This is a genomic window from Bacillus cereus group sp. BceL220 (genome assembly GCF_051776965.1).
In the GTDB taxonomy this organism is placed as follows: domain Bacteria; phylum Bacillota; class Bacilli; order Bacillales; family Bacillaceae_G; genus Bacillus_A; species Bacillus_A cereus.
In genome coordinates, this window is record NZ_JBPWBC010000014.1 from 93,099 (window position 1) to 111,665 (window position 18,567).

Here is an 18,567-nt window from a genome sequence, read left to right on the forward strand (position 1 = left end):
AGTGAAACAAATGGTACAATGAAAGCTAATGTGAAAAATAAGGAAAAGAAGTGGTCTATTTGAAAAACTTTTTAGAATTAGGAATTAGTGAAACTTTTAATCATACATTACGTGAAAATGGAATTACAGAAGCAACACCAATTCAAGAGAAGGCAATTCCTGTTATTATGTCAGGTAAAGATATTATTGGGCAGGCGAAAACAGGAACGGGTAAAACGTTAGCATTCGTGTTACCGATTTTAGAAAAAATCGATCCAGAGTCTAGTGATGTTCAGGCTTTAATTGTTGCACCAACAAGGGAACTAGCCCTGCAAATTACAACTGAAATTAAAAAAATGCTTGTTCAAAGAGAAGATATTAATGTACTAGCGATTTATGGTGGGCAAGATGTAGCACAACAATTGAGAAAATTAAAAGGTAATACACATATTGTTGTTGCAACACCAGGACGATTATTAGATCATATACGCCGTGAAACAATTGATTTAAGTAATCTTTCAACGATTGTACTAGATGAAGCGGATCAAATGCTTTATTTTGGTTTCTTATATGATATTGAAGATATTTTAGATGAGACACCAGGTAGTAAACAAACGATGTTATTCTCAGCAACGATGCCAAAAGATATTAAAAAATTAGCGAAACGTTATATGGATGAGCCGCAAATGATTCAAGTACAAAGTGAAGAAGTAACGGTTGATACAATTGAGCAGCGTGTCATTGAGACGACAGACCGTGCAAAGCCAGATGCACTTCGTTTTGTTATGGACCGTGATCAGCCATTTTTAGCTGTTATTTTCTGTCGTACAAAGGTTAGAGCAAGTAAGCTTTATGATAATTTAAAAGGATTAGGTTATAATTGTGCTGAACTTCATGGTGATATACCTCAAGCGAAACGTGAAAGAGTTATGAAGAGTTTCCGCGAAGCTAAAATTCAGTACTTAATCGCAACGGATGTAGCAGCTCGTGGACTTGATGTAGATGGTGTAACGCACGTATTTAACTTTGATATCCCTGAAGATGTAGAAAGTTACATTCACCGCATTGGCCGAACAGGACGTGCAGGTGGATCAGGTCTTGCAATTACGTTCGTTGCAGCGAAAGATGAAAAACATTTAGAAGAAATTGAAAAAACGCTTGGTGCACCAATACAAAGAGAAATAATCGAACAACCGAAGATAAAACGTGTAGATGAAAATGGAAAACCGGTACCAAAGCCGGCTCCGAAGAAATCAGGTCAAAATCGTCAAAGAGATAGCCGCGAAGGTTCAAGAAGTGAATCAAGACGTGATTCAAGAAATAGTTCTAGAAATGAAAATAACCGATCATTTAATAAGCCAAGTAATAAAAAAGGTAGTACAAAGCAAGGTCAGCAAAGACGTGGCCGTTAAATAGTTATAATTGTAAAAGAGTCGCAAAATATTGTGGCTCTTTTTTTGTTTGTATACAACAAGGATGATGGCAAGAAAAAAACAAAAATTTCATTCACCGCATTTGAAATTTATAAAGGAAATTTTATAGTCCAAAACCATTAGAGCCAGGGTATTATTATCATTCAGCAGAACACTTTGGTTAAAAGAAAAGGTATTGAAGCGAGCGAGTATTTTCATTACACATTCCGCAATTATCGAAATAGAACAAGAGAAGTTTATGAAGGATTAAACTCGTATTGGTGTACGATCGTTGGAAACTGGAAAACTAATTTGTTAGTTTTGATCGATGAGGAACTCGAGAAGCACCACTGCCATCCTTATGGGGAAATTGCTTACGACGACGATGAAGGTAATGTAGTGATAATATGCGAAATAAGAAAAAAGGACTAGCAGTCGTACCTGCCGTCCTTTAATAGGAGAAAAAGTAATCTTGTTTAGAACTACGCATAAACAGAAAATCTGCTTGTAATTAGTTTTACCCTAAATATACGTGTCTATACAAAAAAGGGATAAGTAAAAAATACTTATCCCCGGAAGGGAAATCCCAAGCATCAAAATGGCTCGTATTGGTCTGCAGGTTCAAAAGTAGTATATGTAAAACGAAAAATCTCATACAAAAAGCAGACAACGATTTTGGTTGTCTGCCAGTGAGTTCAATGAGTTAGCTAATTGTGATAATTTGCATCCCCATTGCGAGAAGAGTGAAGCTGCTAGTTCAAACAGCTTGTTGGTATTATTTTCGATTTCTTAAAAAATATACATCAAAAGAAAGAGGTATTAGCCATGGACACGGCGGCTTGAAAATAGTATGTATTTTTATTTGAAAAATATTCAAGGGGTGAAGAAACATGGAATGTTTAATAAAGGTGTTTGTTTTATTAATCAGTTAATTAATAAAACAAAATAGTTATTTGGGAGAAAGGGAAAATGAATATGAGATGAATTGAAGCTGTTGAAAAATTACTTGAAGTGATGAAAGAATGCTTTTGGAACGGAACATCTTTAAAGGGTGAAGCTAATGATTTTAATATTGTATCTTGGCTGATTGAAGAAGCGACGCGTAAAACAAAATAAAGATTTCATTTTGTAGCAAAGGGGAATAGATATGTGTACTTATTGGGGAAAAGTAGATAAAGAGTTCTTTAAGAGGCAAGAACCGGAACAAAATAAAAGAGCAGCTAGCAAAAGCTAACTGCTCAATACAAGGAGATACAGAGAAGACTACTTTAAATGAATGTTGGCATACAGCCTACATTCAGTATTGACCGAATATTTATTTTAAATTCAATTTATTTAAAGTAAACATCCCAACAGATAAAATGGTTGCGCCTGCTACAGAACCTAGCCAGTCTCTCCAGCCTAATGTATTTAAAGATGCATCTGTTAAATCCGTAATTAAGAAGATAGCAAACATTAATACACCAAATGCTAAGCATCCCCAAAATGTTTCCGAATATTTAATCATCTTCTTTCGGAACTTGCTCATATAAATCACCCTTATTAATAATTTATATTTTTATAAATAAATTATCGCATGTGCGAAAATTAAAAGTGCGAAATATGCAATATTACATATTGGAACTCAACAAAATACTCCATTGATAAGTACATAGATCGAACGGAGGGGAACCGTATCGTATGAATCAATTGTCATTTTTTGAAGTCATCGATGTAAAGGAGATGCGCTGACTTGTGGTGAAGGAGCTGAAAAACTACAAAGTGTTGTGCGTCTGGATAAAGAATCGAGAAAAATAGGATCAAGCGGAGGGCATCGTTCTTTTCCTAAAATGAAAGGTGACGATAAGAAACATGAGATACGTTTTAAACAAATTGAGCGGACGTTAAAAAATAAAAATTTATAAAGGAAATAGAAAGTATGGTGTTGTATATGTACGATAATAGGAAAGTTTTTGCAAACTAAACATATAATTTTAATAGACCGACAGTCGGTCTGGTGGGAAGGAGAACTTGAATGCGAATTGTAAAGGAGTATGAGGAGCGTAGAAAGGAAATTTTAGAAACAGCTGAGCGTTTGTTTCTTACGAAAGGTTATACGAAAACAACCGTGAATGACATTTTAAAAGAAATTGGTATAGCAAAGGGGACGTTTTATCATTATTTTAAGTCGAAGGAGGAAGTAATGGATGAAATCATTATGAGGATTATTAAAGAGGATGTCACTAAGGCGAAAAGGATTGTCTCCAATCCCGATATTCCAGTTTTAGATAAGTTATTTAAAATTTTAATGGAACAATCACCAAAATCAGGAGATGTAAAAGAAAAAATGATTGAACAATTCCATCAACCAAATAATGCAGAAATGCATCAGAAAAGTTTAGTGCAATCCATTATACATTTATCTCCTGTATTAACGGAAGTTTTAGAGCAAGGAATAGAAGAAGGCATATTTTCTACCTCATACCCACAAGAAACAATTGAATTATTACTCTCTTCAGCACAAGTCATATTTGATGATGGTTTATTCCAGTGGAAACTGGAAGAAATGATGAGAAGAGCTAAGGCTTATATTAAAATGATGGAAGTATCTGTTGGAGCGAAAGAAGGGTCCTTTGATTATATGATAGAGGTTTTAATGAAACAGAAATAGCTTTTTTCTGTTTGGGTATTATAGACCGGCAGTCGGTCTAGGTTAAATGAAGGATGTGATGAGGATGCCAGCAAGTATTCAATCTTCCTTGAAAGATTTTCACTTAATGGTAAGTGGTCAAATTATTACTATTTTAGGTTCAACACTATTACGTTTTGCACTGTCTTTATATGTGCTAGATATAACAGGACGTGCCGATATATTTGCAGGGTTATATGCCATAACGAGTATCCCGTTTTTGTTAGCTCCTCTTGGCGGAGCGATAGCAGATCGTTTCAACCGCCGTAATGTAATGGTCATTTTGGATTTTATAAACGCTGCTATTGTATTAAGTTTTATATTTTTGTTATTAACTGAATCGGTATCTATTTTATTGATTGGAACAATTATGTTTTTACTAGCAGTCGTTAGTGCAATGTACTCACCAGTTGTTATGGCAAGTATTCCGCAATTAGTTCCAGAGAAAAAGTTAGAACAAGCAAACGGTATCATAAATGGTGTGCAAGCATTATCTAATATAGTTGCACCTGTACTAGGAGGAATATTATATGGCATAATTGGTTTGAAAATGCTCGTAATAACAAGTTGTCTTGCTTTCTTTTTATCTGCGATTTTAGAAATGTTTATTACAATACCTTTTATAAAAAGAGCGCAAGAAAGCCATATCATACTGACAATTGTAAAAGATATGAAAGAAGGTTTTCTTTATGTTTTAAAGCAACCTTTTATTTTGAAGGCTATGTTACTTGCAGCTTTACTAAACTTAATTTTGACACCGTTATTTGTTGTTGGAGGACCTATTATGTTACGAGTAATTATGCAGAGTAGCGATACGATGTATGGAATTGGAATGGGATTAATTGATTTTGCAACCATATTAGGGGCATTGTCAATTGGTTTCTTTGCTAATAAGTTACAGATGAAAACATTATATTATTGGATGCTTATCATAGCTCTATTAGTCATACCAGTGGCACTCTCGGTTACACCATTTATTCTCAATTTAGGAATCTATTCACCATTTATCCTCTTTATACTTTCTTCTATTCTAATTGCGATGATTATGACAATTGTATCCATCTATGTGATTACTGTAGTCCAAAAGAAAACACCAAATGAAAATCTAGGAAAAGTGATGGCAATTATAACAGCGGTATCTCAATGTATGGCACCGATTGGGCAAGTCGTTTATGGTTTTATGTTTGAAGGATTCAGTACGAAAATTTATTTACCTATATTAGCTATTAGTTTCATAATGATAATAATAGCGGTGGTGATGAAGAAAATATTAAGAAATGAAGGGAATTAGCTTCATATGATTAGGAGAATGTTAAAAAGAGTCAGCGGATTCGGTGAGCAAGTCGCAGTTTGGATAAACGGTAAAGTTGATCGTGTAGATACTAAGTTTACTGAAAAGATAAAATAATCATTTTAGAAAGTGGGTTCGCTTATGAGTGTAGCAAGAAGTCATGAAGCGATGAAGGAATCACGTTTGAAAATATACATTGCTTTAGAAGAAGCTAACTTCATTTGGGATGAAAGAGATGTACTTCGTTTTCGTGAAATGTGGAATCAAGGTATGAGTTTACCAGAAATGGTGGAAGCACTAAGGAGACATCATGCTGAGGTTGCGCTCCTTGTAATAGATCAGGCTGATAAGTATTTAATTGAAAATCGTCCGATAGGATTAGGAATTTGCTAAATAGGAAGGGGAAAACAAAATGAAAGCTATGGAAAATGGTGTATATGAAACAACTAAATTAGTTAGTAAATCAAAGGGAGGAAAAGCTGCAATGAATATTAATCAAATCAGTGAATTAGATCAATATCAAGAAGCGGCATTATGCACATGGAATACAAATAATGATTTCGGTGGACATGTTTTAAATGCAGCATTAGGGCTTACGGGAGAAGCTGGCGAGATTGCTGATGTTGTAAAAAAAGCAATTTTTCATCATGGATTTGATCTGGCTCATTGTCCAGGAGAAGAAGAAGGGAATACGCATAAAATCGCTTTAGAGTTAGGAGACATCTTGTACTACATTTCAATCATGTCTCACGAAATGGGGTATACCCTAGAAGATATTGCTCAAATGAATATATCTAAATTAGCAAAAAGATACCCAGGCGGATTTAGTCGAGAAGCTAGTCAAAATCGTGTAGATGTGAAGTGAAAATCGTAATAAAAAAGAGCCATGAGTGGAAAGACTCATAGCTCTTTGTATAAGGGTAATGATTTTATAGGTGAATATTACCGTAAAATACCAAAAAAATTCAATGTCAGTAAATTAATTGGTATGTGATTTAAATTTCATTAAAAAGGAGGAATAGAGGAATATGTAAAAGACTTTGAAAAATCTATAAAAAAAGAATTCAGTAAAACTCTGAATTCTTTTAAATGAATAGTTGGGAAAACACAGCCTCAAGGATATTTTTTCGAATGTTTTGTGATTTGTATATAAAATAAAAAATCAACGGTATATAAAAAATTGTGATGCTAAAGAAAATAAGAATAAAAAAAGATAATAAGGTAAGAAAATACATAATTAATTTTATGTTCTTTTCTTGAGTTAGGATCATTAAGGTCCTCCTATATGTATGAGATTTGTTGTATCTATTAAAAATACGGGATGTAGGTAATTATAATATGAAAATTAATTGTATTAGAATTCTGTATCAAAAAGAACACGTAATAAATTAAAAAAGAGCTTTATTTTATTATAGATAAATAGGTGACTCAGCAATTGTGCTAGCCGAGTCACCTAGTACTATGGAACCAGATAATGTTCTTTTTTTATATGTAGTTATGTGGAGTTCTTAGAGGCTAGCCCAATAGACAGTTAAGGGATAAATAAAATCATTTTAGAGAGTTTTACATTTTATTATGTTAATGCTACAACAGCAAGAGTTAAGCCCAATGTATTTAATGTATTAGAATATGGTCCTACATTAACAGTAAGAGTACTTGTTATACCTGAAGGTGTAGTGAAAATAGCGGGTGCTGATACAGAAGTGAATCCTGCAGTATATCCCAGAGAAGTACCAGAGCCAATGATTGGATTATTATTAAGGTACATAGTGATACCTGCCGAATTACCTCCTGGTTGAATGATAACTTGCACTTCATAGATTGCCAAATAGGTTCTTCCACCTTCAAGTAAAACAGTTGTTGGTGGTGTGAATGAGATTGCCGTACCATTAGAATTTACCACGGTATCTAGTGGAATCGCAGAATTTACAAAAACTATTGATGGGGTAGTTTGAACAACATTTAAACTGTTAGCCGTGGGGGATGGACAAGTGCAAGGGTTGTGAAAGTTAGAGTTATTATCATTTTGGTAATTCACAAATAATCAAGCTCCTTTACGTAAGATAATTTTTTATCCTATATAAAACGTAGCTTTTTTGTATCTAAGTTATTTTTAATAAGTTTTTAAAGAGAAGTCGAATATTGGTGGTCAGTCAATTCTTAAAAATATTTGATACTCTGGGATTTCAAAGTGCATCTGATAAATATATATGAATGTTTTTTTTAGGACATTACTGTAAGTTAGGAAACATAAAAAAATAGTTATTTGAATTAAATAGAGCACCATTAGAGATTGGGGTGCTCTTAAGCCAAGACCTATAATGTGGATTACTAAAGTCTGTGTACGTATATGAACGTTGTATATAAATAGTACAGAAAAAGAAAATTTAACAAAGGTTAACTGTATGAATCTAATGGGAATGAATTAAAGAATACTGTATGCAAGATTGATGATAATGTTATCCATCCAAATGTAATTGTAATATATTTTAAGATTTTCATTATGGTAATAATGCGCCACTAAAAAAATTACTACTGCCTACAGTTAAAGTTCCGTTTTCTGCTGCAGAAAATTGTATATCTATTGTTTGGCCAGCTAATAAATCAATAATAGTTGTAATTTCAAGTTGAGGTGTACCACCAGTAGTAATTGTTCCTGTTTGGCTAGCAACTGATACTAAATTTTTTCTTATAGTTATTCTTAGAGTAGAAGTCGTACCTAAAGTTGGATTAAATCCTATACTGGCACTGAATAAATAGATACCATTTATAGGGGCTGTAAATGTATTCGTTACTGGAGAATACCCTCCACCATTATTAAATATTATACTACCATACGATACTTGAATATCTGCAGGAGAAGTAAAAGACTGTGCAACATTTTTTTCTGCACGAAAATTAATGTTAAATGTGGGTCCGGTAGGCCCAGTGTTCCCAGTAGGCCCAGTGTCGCCAGTAGGCCCAGTGTCGCCAGTAGGCCCGGTGTTCCCAGTAGGCCCAGTGCTGCCAGTAGGTCCGGTAATGCCAGTAGGCAGAGTAAATGATGGGATTAGTGGGAAAGTAGGCCCGACTAGGTCGGGAGAAATTGAAATTTCAGATTTTATTTTAGATGAATTGAATCTGTCTTTCCTAGACATACGTGACCGGTTAAATTTGTCTTTTCTAGACATATGTATATCATCCTTTCTTAGAATCTCAGATTATATCCAGTAGATGCATGATATGAATTGGGTGTGATTGTATTTTGAGATAATAAGAAACAAATTTATCTAATCTAACTATAAAAATCAGAACTAAACAAAAGCGTTATTTTATAGTGATGCAAAAAGAGTACATATCGAATATGTACTCTTGAAAAAAGGAAGTGTATATAAGTGATGAAACACTATACTACAACATATGCTTGTCTCATTTAAAAGTGCAAGGAATATAACAAAATAGTTATTTTGTTATATAAAAAACATGCACAAAAATTGTGCATGTATAGTAAAAGCTATGTCTTGTCTATATAAATATATGCTTAGTTTATATAAATCGTGTGTATGTTTGAACGAAATAGTTATTTGTAATATAAAGAGCGCTTTTTAAGGCGCTCCATGAACAAAACTAATATTGAAAAAGAATACCACATGATATTTTATGTATGTTCTTAATGAATGTGCAGTTTAAGAAAATCTTTCTTTTGCACAACAAAGCAGCTAGTTAATAAAACTAACTGCTTGTTGTACAAAAGAAACGCTGCGCTTACAGAAATAGTTTGTAACATTAAGTTACAAAAATAGTATGAACAGGGTTAAAAATGTTATTCAGAAGTGAAAGAAAAAAATAAAAAAGAGCGCCATGCATAAGTGCTCTTTAAGATAGGAGGTAACACTTTGAGCTGGATGTTTAGGTTAAAAGTATATGATGTAGAAAAGGAATAAGACCTAAACCCTAAAACCTATTTTTAACCAAATACAAAAGAGCAGCTAGCATAGGCTAACTGCTCCATCCGATACAACCTGGGTAAGAAGCAGATTGTATTGTGGTTGTTATTGACGGAATGTTTAATTTTATTCAGTTATTTAATAAAATCCTTATTGTAAAGAAAAGAGATAGGATTCACAACCCCATCTCTTCCAACAGAGATAATTCCAGTTTTGCTTCTTCACAATTTGTATTGATGCAGTAATGGATAAACGAATGTTCATCTTGTTGTATGAGAGGTTGATCACAAGATACACATGTATACGGTGAGAGGATTTTATATACTTCTTTACAGAATATGGATTAATTGTAGCGTAGTTTTAGTTGGTTAAGGAGTAAAACAAAATCGTTAATTAAATGATAAAATAATAATAAAAATACCCCTTCAAACATAAAGGGGCAAAAAAACATTATATATTTTGTAATTCTTCTTTTGGGACAGCAAGCCAACCATACGCTTCAAGTTTTTCTATGTAAGTATCTAATTTAATGTCCTCAAGTTCTATAGCAAGAGGATGTAGAGAAACAAAACATTCATTTGATGCGTAATTGATTGAAACTTTTACAACCTCATATCCATTATGAAAACTTGAGTCGAACCCTGGATCATCGATGATATCGCCTTTAATTGGACGAATATCAGATTCAAATGTTTTTATCATTAATTTGGGGACAGTTTTCTCTTTGATTGATGATACAAACAATACTAAATTTATTTTCATTATAGTCTCCTTATTAGTTGATATAAAAGCTCATTTTAATGAAATTAAACAATAAAATCAAGTGCTTTATAAAGGAAGACAGAGCATTATAAAACTAAACAAAAACGCTATTTTGTAGAGCGTTAATTCCATGGGAAAAGAGCACTTCGTAAAAGTGCTCTTCTGACCAAAATCCATTTTGTAAAAGAGAGGAATACGTAATATCATATGAATTTATTTTTAAATGTGTTTAAAATCGTATAAAAACTTCATTTTACACAACAAAGCAGCCAGCTTAATTAGCTAACTGCTTGTTGTACAAAAGAAAATTAGGCCCTACAAGTAAATGATATGTAACTTTAAGTTACAACTATATTATAAGCAGAATTAAACATGTTATGCGGTAGTAAAAATAAGCTTAATCAAACTTTCATTTTGTATTAAGTTGGAATTGGAATATAAAAAGAGCACTTAGTAAAGTGCTCTCGTGACGAGTCTCATTTTATAACGACTATTTTATAAAGAAAGGAACTCAGGATATTATATGTGCGCCAGTCAATTGAGTACCTTGTACAAATAAAGAGCAGCTAGCAAAAACTAACTGCTCATATAAGGAAATCGGAAAAAGATAACCATGTGTCTACAGTATTGACGGAATATTGGTTTTTATTCGTGAAGAACTACGATTAACTTAATGCATAGACAACAATCAAAGTTAGTGTTAAAAACACTGATAATAAAAGTGTTAGTAGAACTGTTGTTATGCTTCTAAGCATTGATATCCAATTATCTACTTTAGAGAATCCTTTAATACCAGCAAAAAAAGTTCCTATTGAAAATTAGATTACGCTCATCCAAGTACATCGGGAAAAAGTATGGGTACGGTTATAACAGATGCACTGGCTAAAGCTGATTCTCAAGTGAATTTTGCTAGTCTTGATACTAATAATGATCAAGTCATTGACTCTAAAGATGGCTTCTACATTGTAAGTTTTCTTGCTGGTAATGAACAGGCTGCTCCTGGTGCTCCACTTCCTTATATTTGGGCACATCAGTCGTACGCTCCAAATACAAATCACGATGGTGTTACGGTATCAGGCATGTATACGGCGCAGGGTGAAAAACAATATGGTCATATGGCAACAATTGGTATCCCTGCTCATGAATTAGGTCATTCCTTTGGCCTGCCAGATCTATATGGTGATAATAATCGTGTGGGTAGCCTAAGTATAATGGGTAATGGATCTTGGAATAGTCTACAAGGAGAAGATTATGGAGCTACACCGGGTCATATGGATGCTTGGTCAAAAGTAAAATTAGGATTTGTAACACCAAATGTAGTAAATACCACTAATAACTTTACTCTAAATGCGATCCCAAATAATTATAATGTGTTAAAGATTCCTTTAAAGGATAATACGTATTTTTTAGTTGAGAATCGCGCAAAGGTTGGGTATGATGCGAGCTTACCAACAAGTTCTGGTGGTATTGCAGTTTGGCATATTGATGAATCCATGAATAATAATTCCAGTGATCCTCATCCTTTCATTGATATAGAACAATCAGTCAGTGAATACCAAGACCCGTTCTATTACACGAATCAAAATCATGCTGCTACCTTTGGTCCAGACACTAATCCGAATAGTAATACCTACACGGGAGAAAAATCAGGAGTAACGATTACAACGACAAGTACAAGTAATTCTGCTATGAATGTAGCAGTCACAACAAAAGAAGCTAGTTTAATTCCGCAAACAAACTGGACACTAAAATATGTAGATAGTTATAATTGGTACAATTTAGGTACGTATGCCTTTGATGGAAACAAAGATACATTTTGGCATACAAACTGGAGCCCCGTAGCTCCAATGCCGCACGAGATTCAAATTGATTTAGGTGCAACTTATAACCTCTCCAAATTCAGCTACTTGCCAAGGCAAGACGGCCAAATAAATGGAACGATTAAGGACTATGAGTTTTACGTCAGTAGTGATGGAGTAAACTGGGGAACAGCGGTATCCATAGGTGCTTTTGCAAACAATATTAACTTGAAAGAGGTCAGCTTTGCAAACAAGACAGGTCGTTATATTAAACTACGTGCATTAAGCGAGGTAAACAACAATCCATGGACAAGTGCCGCTGAAATTAATGTATTTGGGGTGGTTCAATAATATATTTGTGAGGTTATCTAATTAAATTATTGATACGCTAGTTCAAAGGGTTATCATCTGCTGAGAGTTCGCTCGGCATTTGATAACCTTTTGTTCTATACTAGCCAATATGCAAAAGAAAAACATGGATTGATAAAATTCATATCCTTAGCTTGGTAGCAATGTGGTGGTATTCCTTACAGTTACTCATAAATTTTGTACTATGTAACTCAAAAAAGAAAGTGTTATAAATTCAATGATACCAAGGGATTCAGCGAAGGGGGTAGTTACACACAATATAAGATATGGGTAAGTCATAGAGAACTTGAAATGATATATTAATTACTTTGTGAAAATAGTATGGATTAAGAAGATAATGATTTCAAATCGTCAAAGTAGAGAAAAAGATACGAATGATTAAATTCAAATGTGGGTTATAAAATTATTAATATAAATATAACGATTTTAAAAATGGTCAATGACATTTTCCTCAAAAATGGAAAAGTTGATATAAAAGCACATAACCGTTTACAGCCCAATACATATAGTGTCAGTGTAGTGATAAGCAAGTACAACATGACTGCAATGAAAAATCATTTTTCTGTTAGCTTGTTTTCATTACGAGTTAAATTAATAGAACTTCTGTTAGTTATTATGAAACGCATCTTTGTTATAGGATCGGGGGGAATATCTTGGCTGCAGAAAAAGGATATAGAAGTGGTTATGGTGGAGGATTTGCATTACTAGTTGTATTATTTATCTTGCTTATTATCGTTGGCGCTGCTTGTTTCTGCTAGTTTATGAACTTCTAGAGAGGAGGAGTGTATCTTGGCTGCAGAAAAAGGATATGGAAGTGGTTGTGGTTATAGCGGAGGATTTGCATTACTAATCGTATTGTTTATCTTGCTTATTATCGTTGGCGCAACTTGTTTTTGCTAGTTTATGAACTTCTAGAGAGGAGGAGTGTATCTTGGCTGCAGAAAAAGGATATGGAAGTGGTTGTGGTTATGGCGGAGGATTTGCATTACTAATCGTATTGTTTATCTTGCTTATTATCGTTGGTGCAAGCTGGTGCGGATATGGTGGTTTTTAAGTAACAACCTTCTTATATCACCAAGAATAAATAAAGGGTTGCTTCACGTAGTGTGAAGTAATCCTTCATTAATATAGTTTAATATATGTTTAGAATATATAATGTGTTCGTTATGAAAGGAGAAAAAAATGGGATCTAGCCCATATTTTAATAAAAATGTTTCGTATCAAACTTCATCTATTCCAATAACCGAAGTAACTCAGAAGAAAAGTCGAATAATAGCGGCCGAAGCTGTTACACTTCCCAAAACGAATAATGAAACAACCAATGAAGCAATCAATGGAACGACTGATGAAAAATTAAAAAAACAGAAAAATAATTCATCTGATTATTCGCCATTCCAAATTAACATTCCTTATTTTAATATAAAAATAACTTCGACAGAGATATTAGGTGTTGCTAAATCCGTATTTATGCAAGCTCTTATTCAAAAGGTTCAAGATCCGGTATTTTTAATGAATCTTTTGAATAGTGAAGGTGGAAAGAAACTACTTAATTTAGCAGGTGATTTTTTTAAAGATACTGCTACGAAATCAGAAAATGATAAAGATGAAAACTAACATCAGCCTTTATTGATATACATCTCTTTGATAGCTCTAATTTCATAAATACTACAATCACAAAAGATAGGGATTAAAAATAATTCCTTCTTTTGTGAGCATAATTGTATTTTTTTATTGTAATTATATGTAAATCAGATAATAAAAAGTGACAGGGTTATGGCCGTTTTTTTGGCAGGAAATGTGCCGGTCGTTTTGGAGTTAACGTGATATATTTGTATTGTGAGAAGTGATGGAAAACACAACTCATAATATACCTTTATAATCTATAAAATCAATTAATGGATAATATGAGCCGTATGATGGCTAGTTCCGCAAGCCAATTAGGAGGATTAAAGGCCGTCATGAGTGGTGTATATGGAAGTATGTCAAACAGTAGACAAGCCATGACAAATAGTGTATCAAATCAAGTCATTAATAATTCTTTCGGATCATCTGGCAGTGGAGTTATTCCAATGCTTGGTGGAGATTTATTTATTGAAGTACCCGTAAATTTAGAAGGAAGAGACGTGGCACGCGGTACTTATCGCTATACAACCGAGTATCAAGAAAGAGAAGAAAAGAGAAACTCAGCCTTTTAGGTTTGGGTTTCTTTTATTTTATAAAGAAACGGAGTGTCAAAATGAGCTCTTTTACATTCAACAATCAACGAAAAGAATATATCCAACTAGAAAAAGGATGGAGCCCGCCAACATGGGCACCTCTAAAACGTAAATTCTTAAACACGCCTGGATATCCAGGCGCAAGATTATTAAGAACGGAAACAGATTCTCGTCGACTTTCTGTCCCTGTGGGAATTATCGTTTCAGATGGAACAGATTTAGAAACGTTAAAAGAAGAAATAGCGACATGGTTAATTACTGAACAAGCAGCCGAGCTAACTTTTGATACAAAACTAGATAGGACATATATAGCTGTTATTGATGAAGATTTTAATGTTGATAATTTTGTGAGTTTAGGAAAAGGCACCTTAAAATTCATTTGTCCAATGCCTTATAAACTAGGCCCAAGGAGAAAAATAGATTTCAAATTACAAGGAAGTAGATTAATTACAAATATATCGAATAATGGGAGTAAATATTCTGATCCTACGTTCACAGTTAAGGTAGAAAATCCCTCTACTTTTATTGATATTTCACGAAAAAAGGAAGAAGAAATTCAACATTTTCGTATGGGATACCCTGTTTCTGTGGAAGAACGAACAGTCGAGAAAGAACAGCTTGTTATGCACGATGAAATGAAAACAATGGTTGGTTGGACTCAAAATGGTCCAAACACTGACGAAGGTGAAAACACAGGAACTCTAAAGTCAGATAGTGAGCGCTTTGTTATAGATAACTTTGGGTCAGGTAGTAAATGGCATGGCGGAGTGGCTAGGAAAAGTTTAAAAGAACCGCTACAGGATTTTACTGTTGAAGCAATTGTAGAATGTTGGAATCAAAATAGCGCTAAATCTATGGGGCGTGTAGAAATATATCTTCTGGATGTGAATTCTGATGTTATAGGCAAAATGTCAATGGCTGAAGTACATGTAAACGTAGCTTCTAATTATGGAGAGATACACGCCGGAAAAATTGACGAAGGACATCACATTATCTCAACTACGGGAGATTCTCCTTGGACTTGGAATGATTTTACAGGTCGTTTACGAATTACTCGTGTCGGAAACTTTTGGGCGGCTGATATTGCTCGTATTTTAGAAAAGGGTGGATACGATTCAGAATCATACCGTGAGTATTTTGATGTGGATGAAAGATACTCAAAAAATCAACTAGCACAAATTATGGTGCATATTGGAGGATGGAAAGAAGCACCCAATTAAAATGCTTCAATAAACGACATAAAAGTTTGGAAATTTAATAAAACAACCACTCTCGAAGCGCCTTATTATATCGTACGAAAAGGTGATGTAGTGGAAATCGATACAGCAGATGCAAGTATCAAGATTAATGGAAAAGATGCAATCTATACGAAAGATTTATTCGGTGACTTTATAAATATAGAAAAAGGAACGAATCAAATTGAAATTTTACCTTCTGATATCGGACAAGTGGAAGTGGCATACAGGGAGAGATATTTATGAGTAATAACGATTTACACATTTTTGATTTTAAAACAGAACAAATCATTGCAGTAATTAAAGAACAAGATTATTGGGATGATCTTCGTAAATGGGAACTAAAAAACAATGTAGACCAATTCGAATTTACGGTTTCAGATGGTACACACAAAGCGGCGAAGTTAATGCAACAAAACATAATCTTAAAGCGTGTGCGTGATGGATCGTTTGTTTCATATGTGATAAACGAAAGCGAACAAGATTCTATAGATCGTTCTAAAAAAATATATGCGCTAAGTGAACATAAGAAATTAAAAAAAGCAAAAGTAATTAAACCACAAACCTTAGAAGGATACACAGTTAATCAATGGCTGGATTTCGCTTTAGAAGGAACGAAGTGGCAACGTGGTGTAACGGAATATGCAAGCTTCCGCACGATAAATATCAAAGAATTTACAAACCCACTAGATTTATTGAAAACAATAGCAAGTACCTTTGAGTTAGAAATCCGATTCCGTACAGAAGTAAAAGGTTCGTTTATTGTTAGTAGATACGTAGATATGGTACGTAAAGAAGGTAGGGATAACGGAAAAGAAATTGTCTTAGGAAAGGACTTACAAGGCATACGCCGTATTGAAAATTCACAAGATGCAATTTCTGCACTAGTTGGTGTCGGGCCCTTCAACGAAGAAACAGGTGAGTATCTAACTTTTGAAAAGATTAACGGTGGGAAGTTATACGTCGCTGATGCAGATGCCTTACAACGTTGGACAGAAGATGGTTCACACAAATATGACATCTATAGTCCACAAACATAAGATCAAAATATGTCAGCCGAAAGATTAAAACAACTAACGGAAGCGGAACTAAAGAAACGTATTAATAGCACTGTACAGTATGAAGTAACTCCAATTGCATTAGAAAAGATATTTGGTTTATCTCATGAAAAAGTAAATAAGGGCGATATTGTCCATATCAAAGATACAAAATTTACGCCACCTTTGTTTTTAGAAGCGCGTCTTATCGCAGCGGATGAATGTGATACAAATGCAGCAAATGATAAATATTATTTTGGTGATTTTAAAGAAGTAGAAGATACGAGAAGTCTGTTAAATCACATGTATGCCCAAGTTATGGGCAGTCTAGCTGGAAAAGCAAATAAAGGCTTGTTAGATAAGTTGGAAGAACTTGTGAAAGAGACAAATGAACAAGTTGATGTTGTGTAAAAGGAATCAGAAGCAGCAAAAAAGTTAGCAGAAAAAGTACAAGAAAACCTTAAAAATTATCAAACAAAAATTATTGAAAGCGCAAAACCACCGACAATCGGTTTAGAAGATGGAAAAACCTTATGGTTAGATATTTTAAACGGCAAGCCTGGCATCCTCAAATTATGGAAGAATGGCAATTGGGAGTCGGTTGTTCCTGATGTGGACAAAGTAAAGAAAGATACCTTAGAGCAAGTCAACAAAGATATTGAAACCACAAAAACAGAGTTGAATAAAAAAGTTCAAGAGGCACAAAATCAAGCAACAGGACAATTTAATGAAGTGAATGAAAGATGTTGAAGATTACGTTGGTGGAATTGGTAACCAAACGGTTTTACGCAATGTCTTGTGGAAGAACGACACGAAATATTGGCAATTAACTTCAAACGCAGTAAGAGATACACAAGTCACTTATAAGGGGTGCAATTCACTTAGTGTTATTACTACAGGTAATATGACTTATTCTTTATCCTGTTTCTTTCTTAGTTGTACCTAGCGCGTTTTTATAATTCTTTATTTAATTCCTAATTTAAAGAACAAACTATCCAAAATAACATGATTTATAAGACTATGTATACTCTTTTTTGGAAAATATTGTAATTAATTAACATTTGAAACTATAACACAAATTATATAAATAATATATCTAAATTTATCGTCATCACAATGGTGCTTGTCTTTAGATTTCCAGCAATCATTATTCCAGGAAATACTTTTATGTCGCCCTTCAATTAGGGTTAGTATTATTCTATGTTTTAGTAAAAAAACTGCTTGTTTATTAACCTATTATTATACTTTTATATGATAGAGAGCTTTCTACTAGATATAGAATTCATAAAAACTATGCTAATTTTTAAGGGAGAGTGGATAGAACTACTGATTATGAAATTAATCAACACACATTTATCAAAGAAAATATTCTAATTTAAAATAATTTCTTATTTTGGAGTATACTGTCTTGAATGTATATTTCAAAATTGAATAGGTAAAAGATTTTATGTAACAACAAATAAAACTTCAGTATATGTAAAGCGATTTTTTACGAATATATAGCTTGATAAAAATAAAAATCATCATTTGGTAACCATGTTCATATCGTGATATCCAAAATTAAATTCAAGATAACTCATGTAATAAAGACTTCATAATTTTACCGAATCTGCGAGATACGTTGAAAACAGAATTTGTATCCCTCTAAAAATATTAATTTTCAGAATTTTCAATAAAAATGATTAGATTATACTAACTTAATGATAATGATTAAAAAGGCTACTATAGAACCCAAACATTAGTAGAAGAAAGACATATACAAGTATTATGAGTTTGAAAATTTCATAAACTCTAAAATCTTATAAAAAGAGGAGCATAAAACATGAGCGAACAATGTCCAATTAATGTACCATGTCAGGTAGCGGGACAAACC

The 18,567-nt window shown here is 33.5% G+C and carries 13 protein-coding genes and 6 pseudogenes; 14 read left to right on the forward strand and 5 right to left on the reverse strand.

Annotation, left to right across the window (positions count from 1 at the left end):
- Nucleotides 1–50: 50 nt before the first annotated feature.
- Nucleotides 51–1,391: a DEAD/DEAH box helicase gene (locus ACS2FK_RS25530; protein ID WP_063547268.1), complete on the forward strand. Its 1,341-nt coding sequence runs from the start codon at nucleotides 51–53 to the stop codon at nucleotides 1,389–1,391.
- 1,315 nt (nucleotides 1,392–2,706) lie between these two features.
- On the opposite strand, the gene ACS2FK_RS25535 is transcribed toward ACS2FK_RS25530, so the two are convergent.
- Nucleotides 2,707–2,919 (reverse strand): hypothetical protein, encoded by a 213-nt coding sequence (locus ACS2FK_RS25535; RefSeq protein ID WP_063547269.1) that lies wholly within the window; start codon nucleotides 2,917–2,919, stop codon nucleotides 2,707–2,709.
- 486 nt (nucleotides 2,920–3,405) lie between these two features.
- On the opposite strand from ACS2FK_RS25535, the gene ACS2FK_RS25540 reads away from it, so the two are divergent.
- The 5 genes and pseudogenes from ACS2FK_RS25540 (at nucleotide 3,406) to ACS2FK_RS25560 (ending at nucleotide 6,215) form a co-directional block, all read left to right on the forward strand.
- Nucleotides 3,406–4,041: a TetR/AcrR family transcriptional regulator gene (locus ACS2FK_RS25540; RefSeq protein WP_063547270.1), complete on the forward strand. Its 636-nt coding sequence runs from the start codon at nucleotides 3,406–3,408 to the stop codon at nucleotides 4,039–4,041.
- Nucleotides 4,042–4,105: 64 nt separating this feature from the next.
- Nucleotides 4,106–5,350 carry an MFS transporter gene (locus tag ACS2FK_RS25545; RefSeq protein WP_063547271.1) on the forward strand — a complete coding sequence of 415 codons (1,245 nt, stop codon included), beginning with the start codon at nucleotides 4,106–4,108 and terminating at the stop codon, nucleotides 5,348–5,350.
- Nucleotides 5,351–5,380: 30 nt separating this feature from the next.
- Nucleotides 5,381–5,467, forward strand: a pseudogene (locus ACS2FK_RS25550) (DUF3954 domain-containing protein); the annotation flags it as partial.
- A gap of 24 nt (nucleotides 5,468–5,491) precedes the next feature.
- Nucleotides 5,492–5,743, forward strand: a complete 252-nt coding sequence (locus ACS2FK_RS25555; protein WP_063547272.1) for a hypothetical protein — start codon at nucleotides 5,492–5,494, stop codon at nucleotides 5,741–5,743.
- A 19-nt stretch (nucleotides 5,744–5,762) separates the two neighbouring features.
- A complete protein-coding gene (locus ACS2FK_RS25560) occupies nucleotides 5,763–6,215 on the forward strand; it encodes a nucleoside triphosphate pyrophosphohydrolase family protein (RefSeq protein WP_063547273.1) in 453 nt (150 codons plus the stop codon).
- A gap of 223 nt (nucleotides 6,216–6,438) precedes the next feature.
- On the opposite strand, the pseudogene ACS2FK_RS25565 reads toward ACS2FK_RS25560, so the two are convergent.
- The 4 genes and pseudogenes from ACS2FK_RS25565 to ACS2FK_RS25580 form a co-directional block, all read right to left on the reverse strand.
- Nucleotides 6,439–6,621 (reverse strand): annotated as a pseudogene (locus ACS2FK_RS25565) (hypothetical protein); the annotation flags it as partial.
- A 302-nt stretch (nucleotides 6,622–6,923) separates the two neighbouring features.
- Nucleotides 6,924–7,388: a hypothetical protein gene (locus tag ACS2FK_RS25570; protein WP_063547275.1), complete on the reverse strand. Its 465-nt coding sequence runs from the start codon at nucleotides 7,386–7,388 to the stop codon at nucleotides 6,924–6,926.
- 463 nt (nucleotides 7,389–7,851) lie between these two features.
- Nucleotides 7,852–8,487: an exosporium leader peptide-containing protein gene (locus ACS2FK_RS25575; protein WP_063549304.1), complete on the reverse strand. Its 636-nt coding sequence runs from the start codon at nucleotides 8,485–8,487 to the stop codon at nucleotides 7,852–7,854.
- A gap of 1,239 nt (nucleotides 8,488–9,726) precedes the next feature.
- A complete protein-coding gene (locus ACS2FK_RS25580) occupies nucleotides 9,727–10,038 on the reverse strand; it encodes a hypothetical protein (protein WP_063547276.1) in 312 nt (103 codons plus the stop codon).
- Nucleotides 10,039–10,853: 815 nt separating this feature from the next.
- On the opposite strand from ACS2FK_RS25580, the pseudogene ACS2FK_RS25585 reads away from it, so the two are divergent.
- From ACS2FK_RS25585 to ACS2FK_RS25620, 8 genes and pseudogenes are all read left to right on the forward strand, one after another.
- Nucleotides 10,854–12,188, forward strand: a pseudogene (locus ACS2FK_RS25585) (M6 family metalloprotease domain-containing protein); the annotation flags it as partial.
- Between the two features lie 671 nt (nucleotides 12,189–12,859).
- A complete protein-coding gene (locus ACS2FK_RS25590) occupies nucleotides 12,860–12,964 on the forward strand; it encodes a YjcZ family sporulation protein (RefSeq protein WP_080469794.1) in 105 nt (34 codons plus the stop codon).
- A gap of 31 nt (nucleotides 12,965–12,995) precedes the next feature.
- Complete coding sequence (locus tag ACS2FK_RS25595; protein ID WP_071740200.1) at nucleotides 12,996–13,106, forward strand: YjcZ family sporulation protein; 111 nt, start codon at nucleotides 12,996–12,998, stop codon at nucleotides 13,104–13,106.
- A gap of 31 nt (nucleotides 13,107–13,137) precedes the next feature.
- Entirely contained in the window at nucleotides 13,138–13,260 is a 123-nt protein-coding gene (locus tag ACS2FK_RS25600; RefSeq protein ID WP_071740201.1) for a YjcZ family sporulation protein, read from the forward strand.
- A gap of 128 nt (nucleotides 13,261–13,388) precedes the next feature.
- Entirely contained in the window at nucleotides 13,389–13,820 is a 432-nt protein-coding gene (locus ACS2FK_RS25605; RefSeq protein ID WP_000535862.1) for a hypothetical protein, read from the forward strand.
- A 272-nt stretch (nucleotides 13,821–14,092) separates the two neighbouring features.
- Nucleotides 14,093–14,401 (forward strand): annotated as a pseudogene (locus ACS2FK_RS25610) (phage tail tape measure protein); the annotation flags it as partial.
- 41 nt (nucleotides 14,402–14,442) lie between these two features.
- Nucleotides 14,443–15,903: pseudogene (locus tag ACS2FK_RS25615) on the forward strand (distal tail protein Dit).
- Nucleotides 15,900–17,444 (forward strand): annotated as a pseudogene (locus ACS2FK_RS25620) (phage tail spike protein). The pseudogenes ACS2FK_RS25615 and ACS2FK_RS25620 overlap by 4 nt, the downstream one beginning before the upstream one ends.
- Nucleotides 17,445–18,567 lie beyond the last annotated feature (1,123 nt).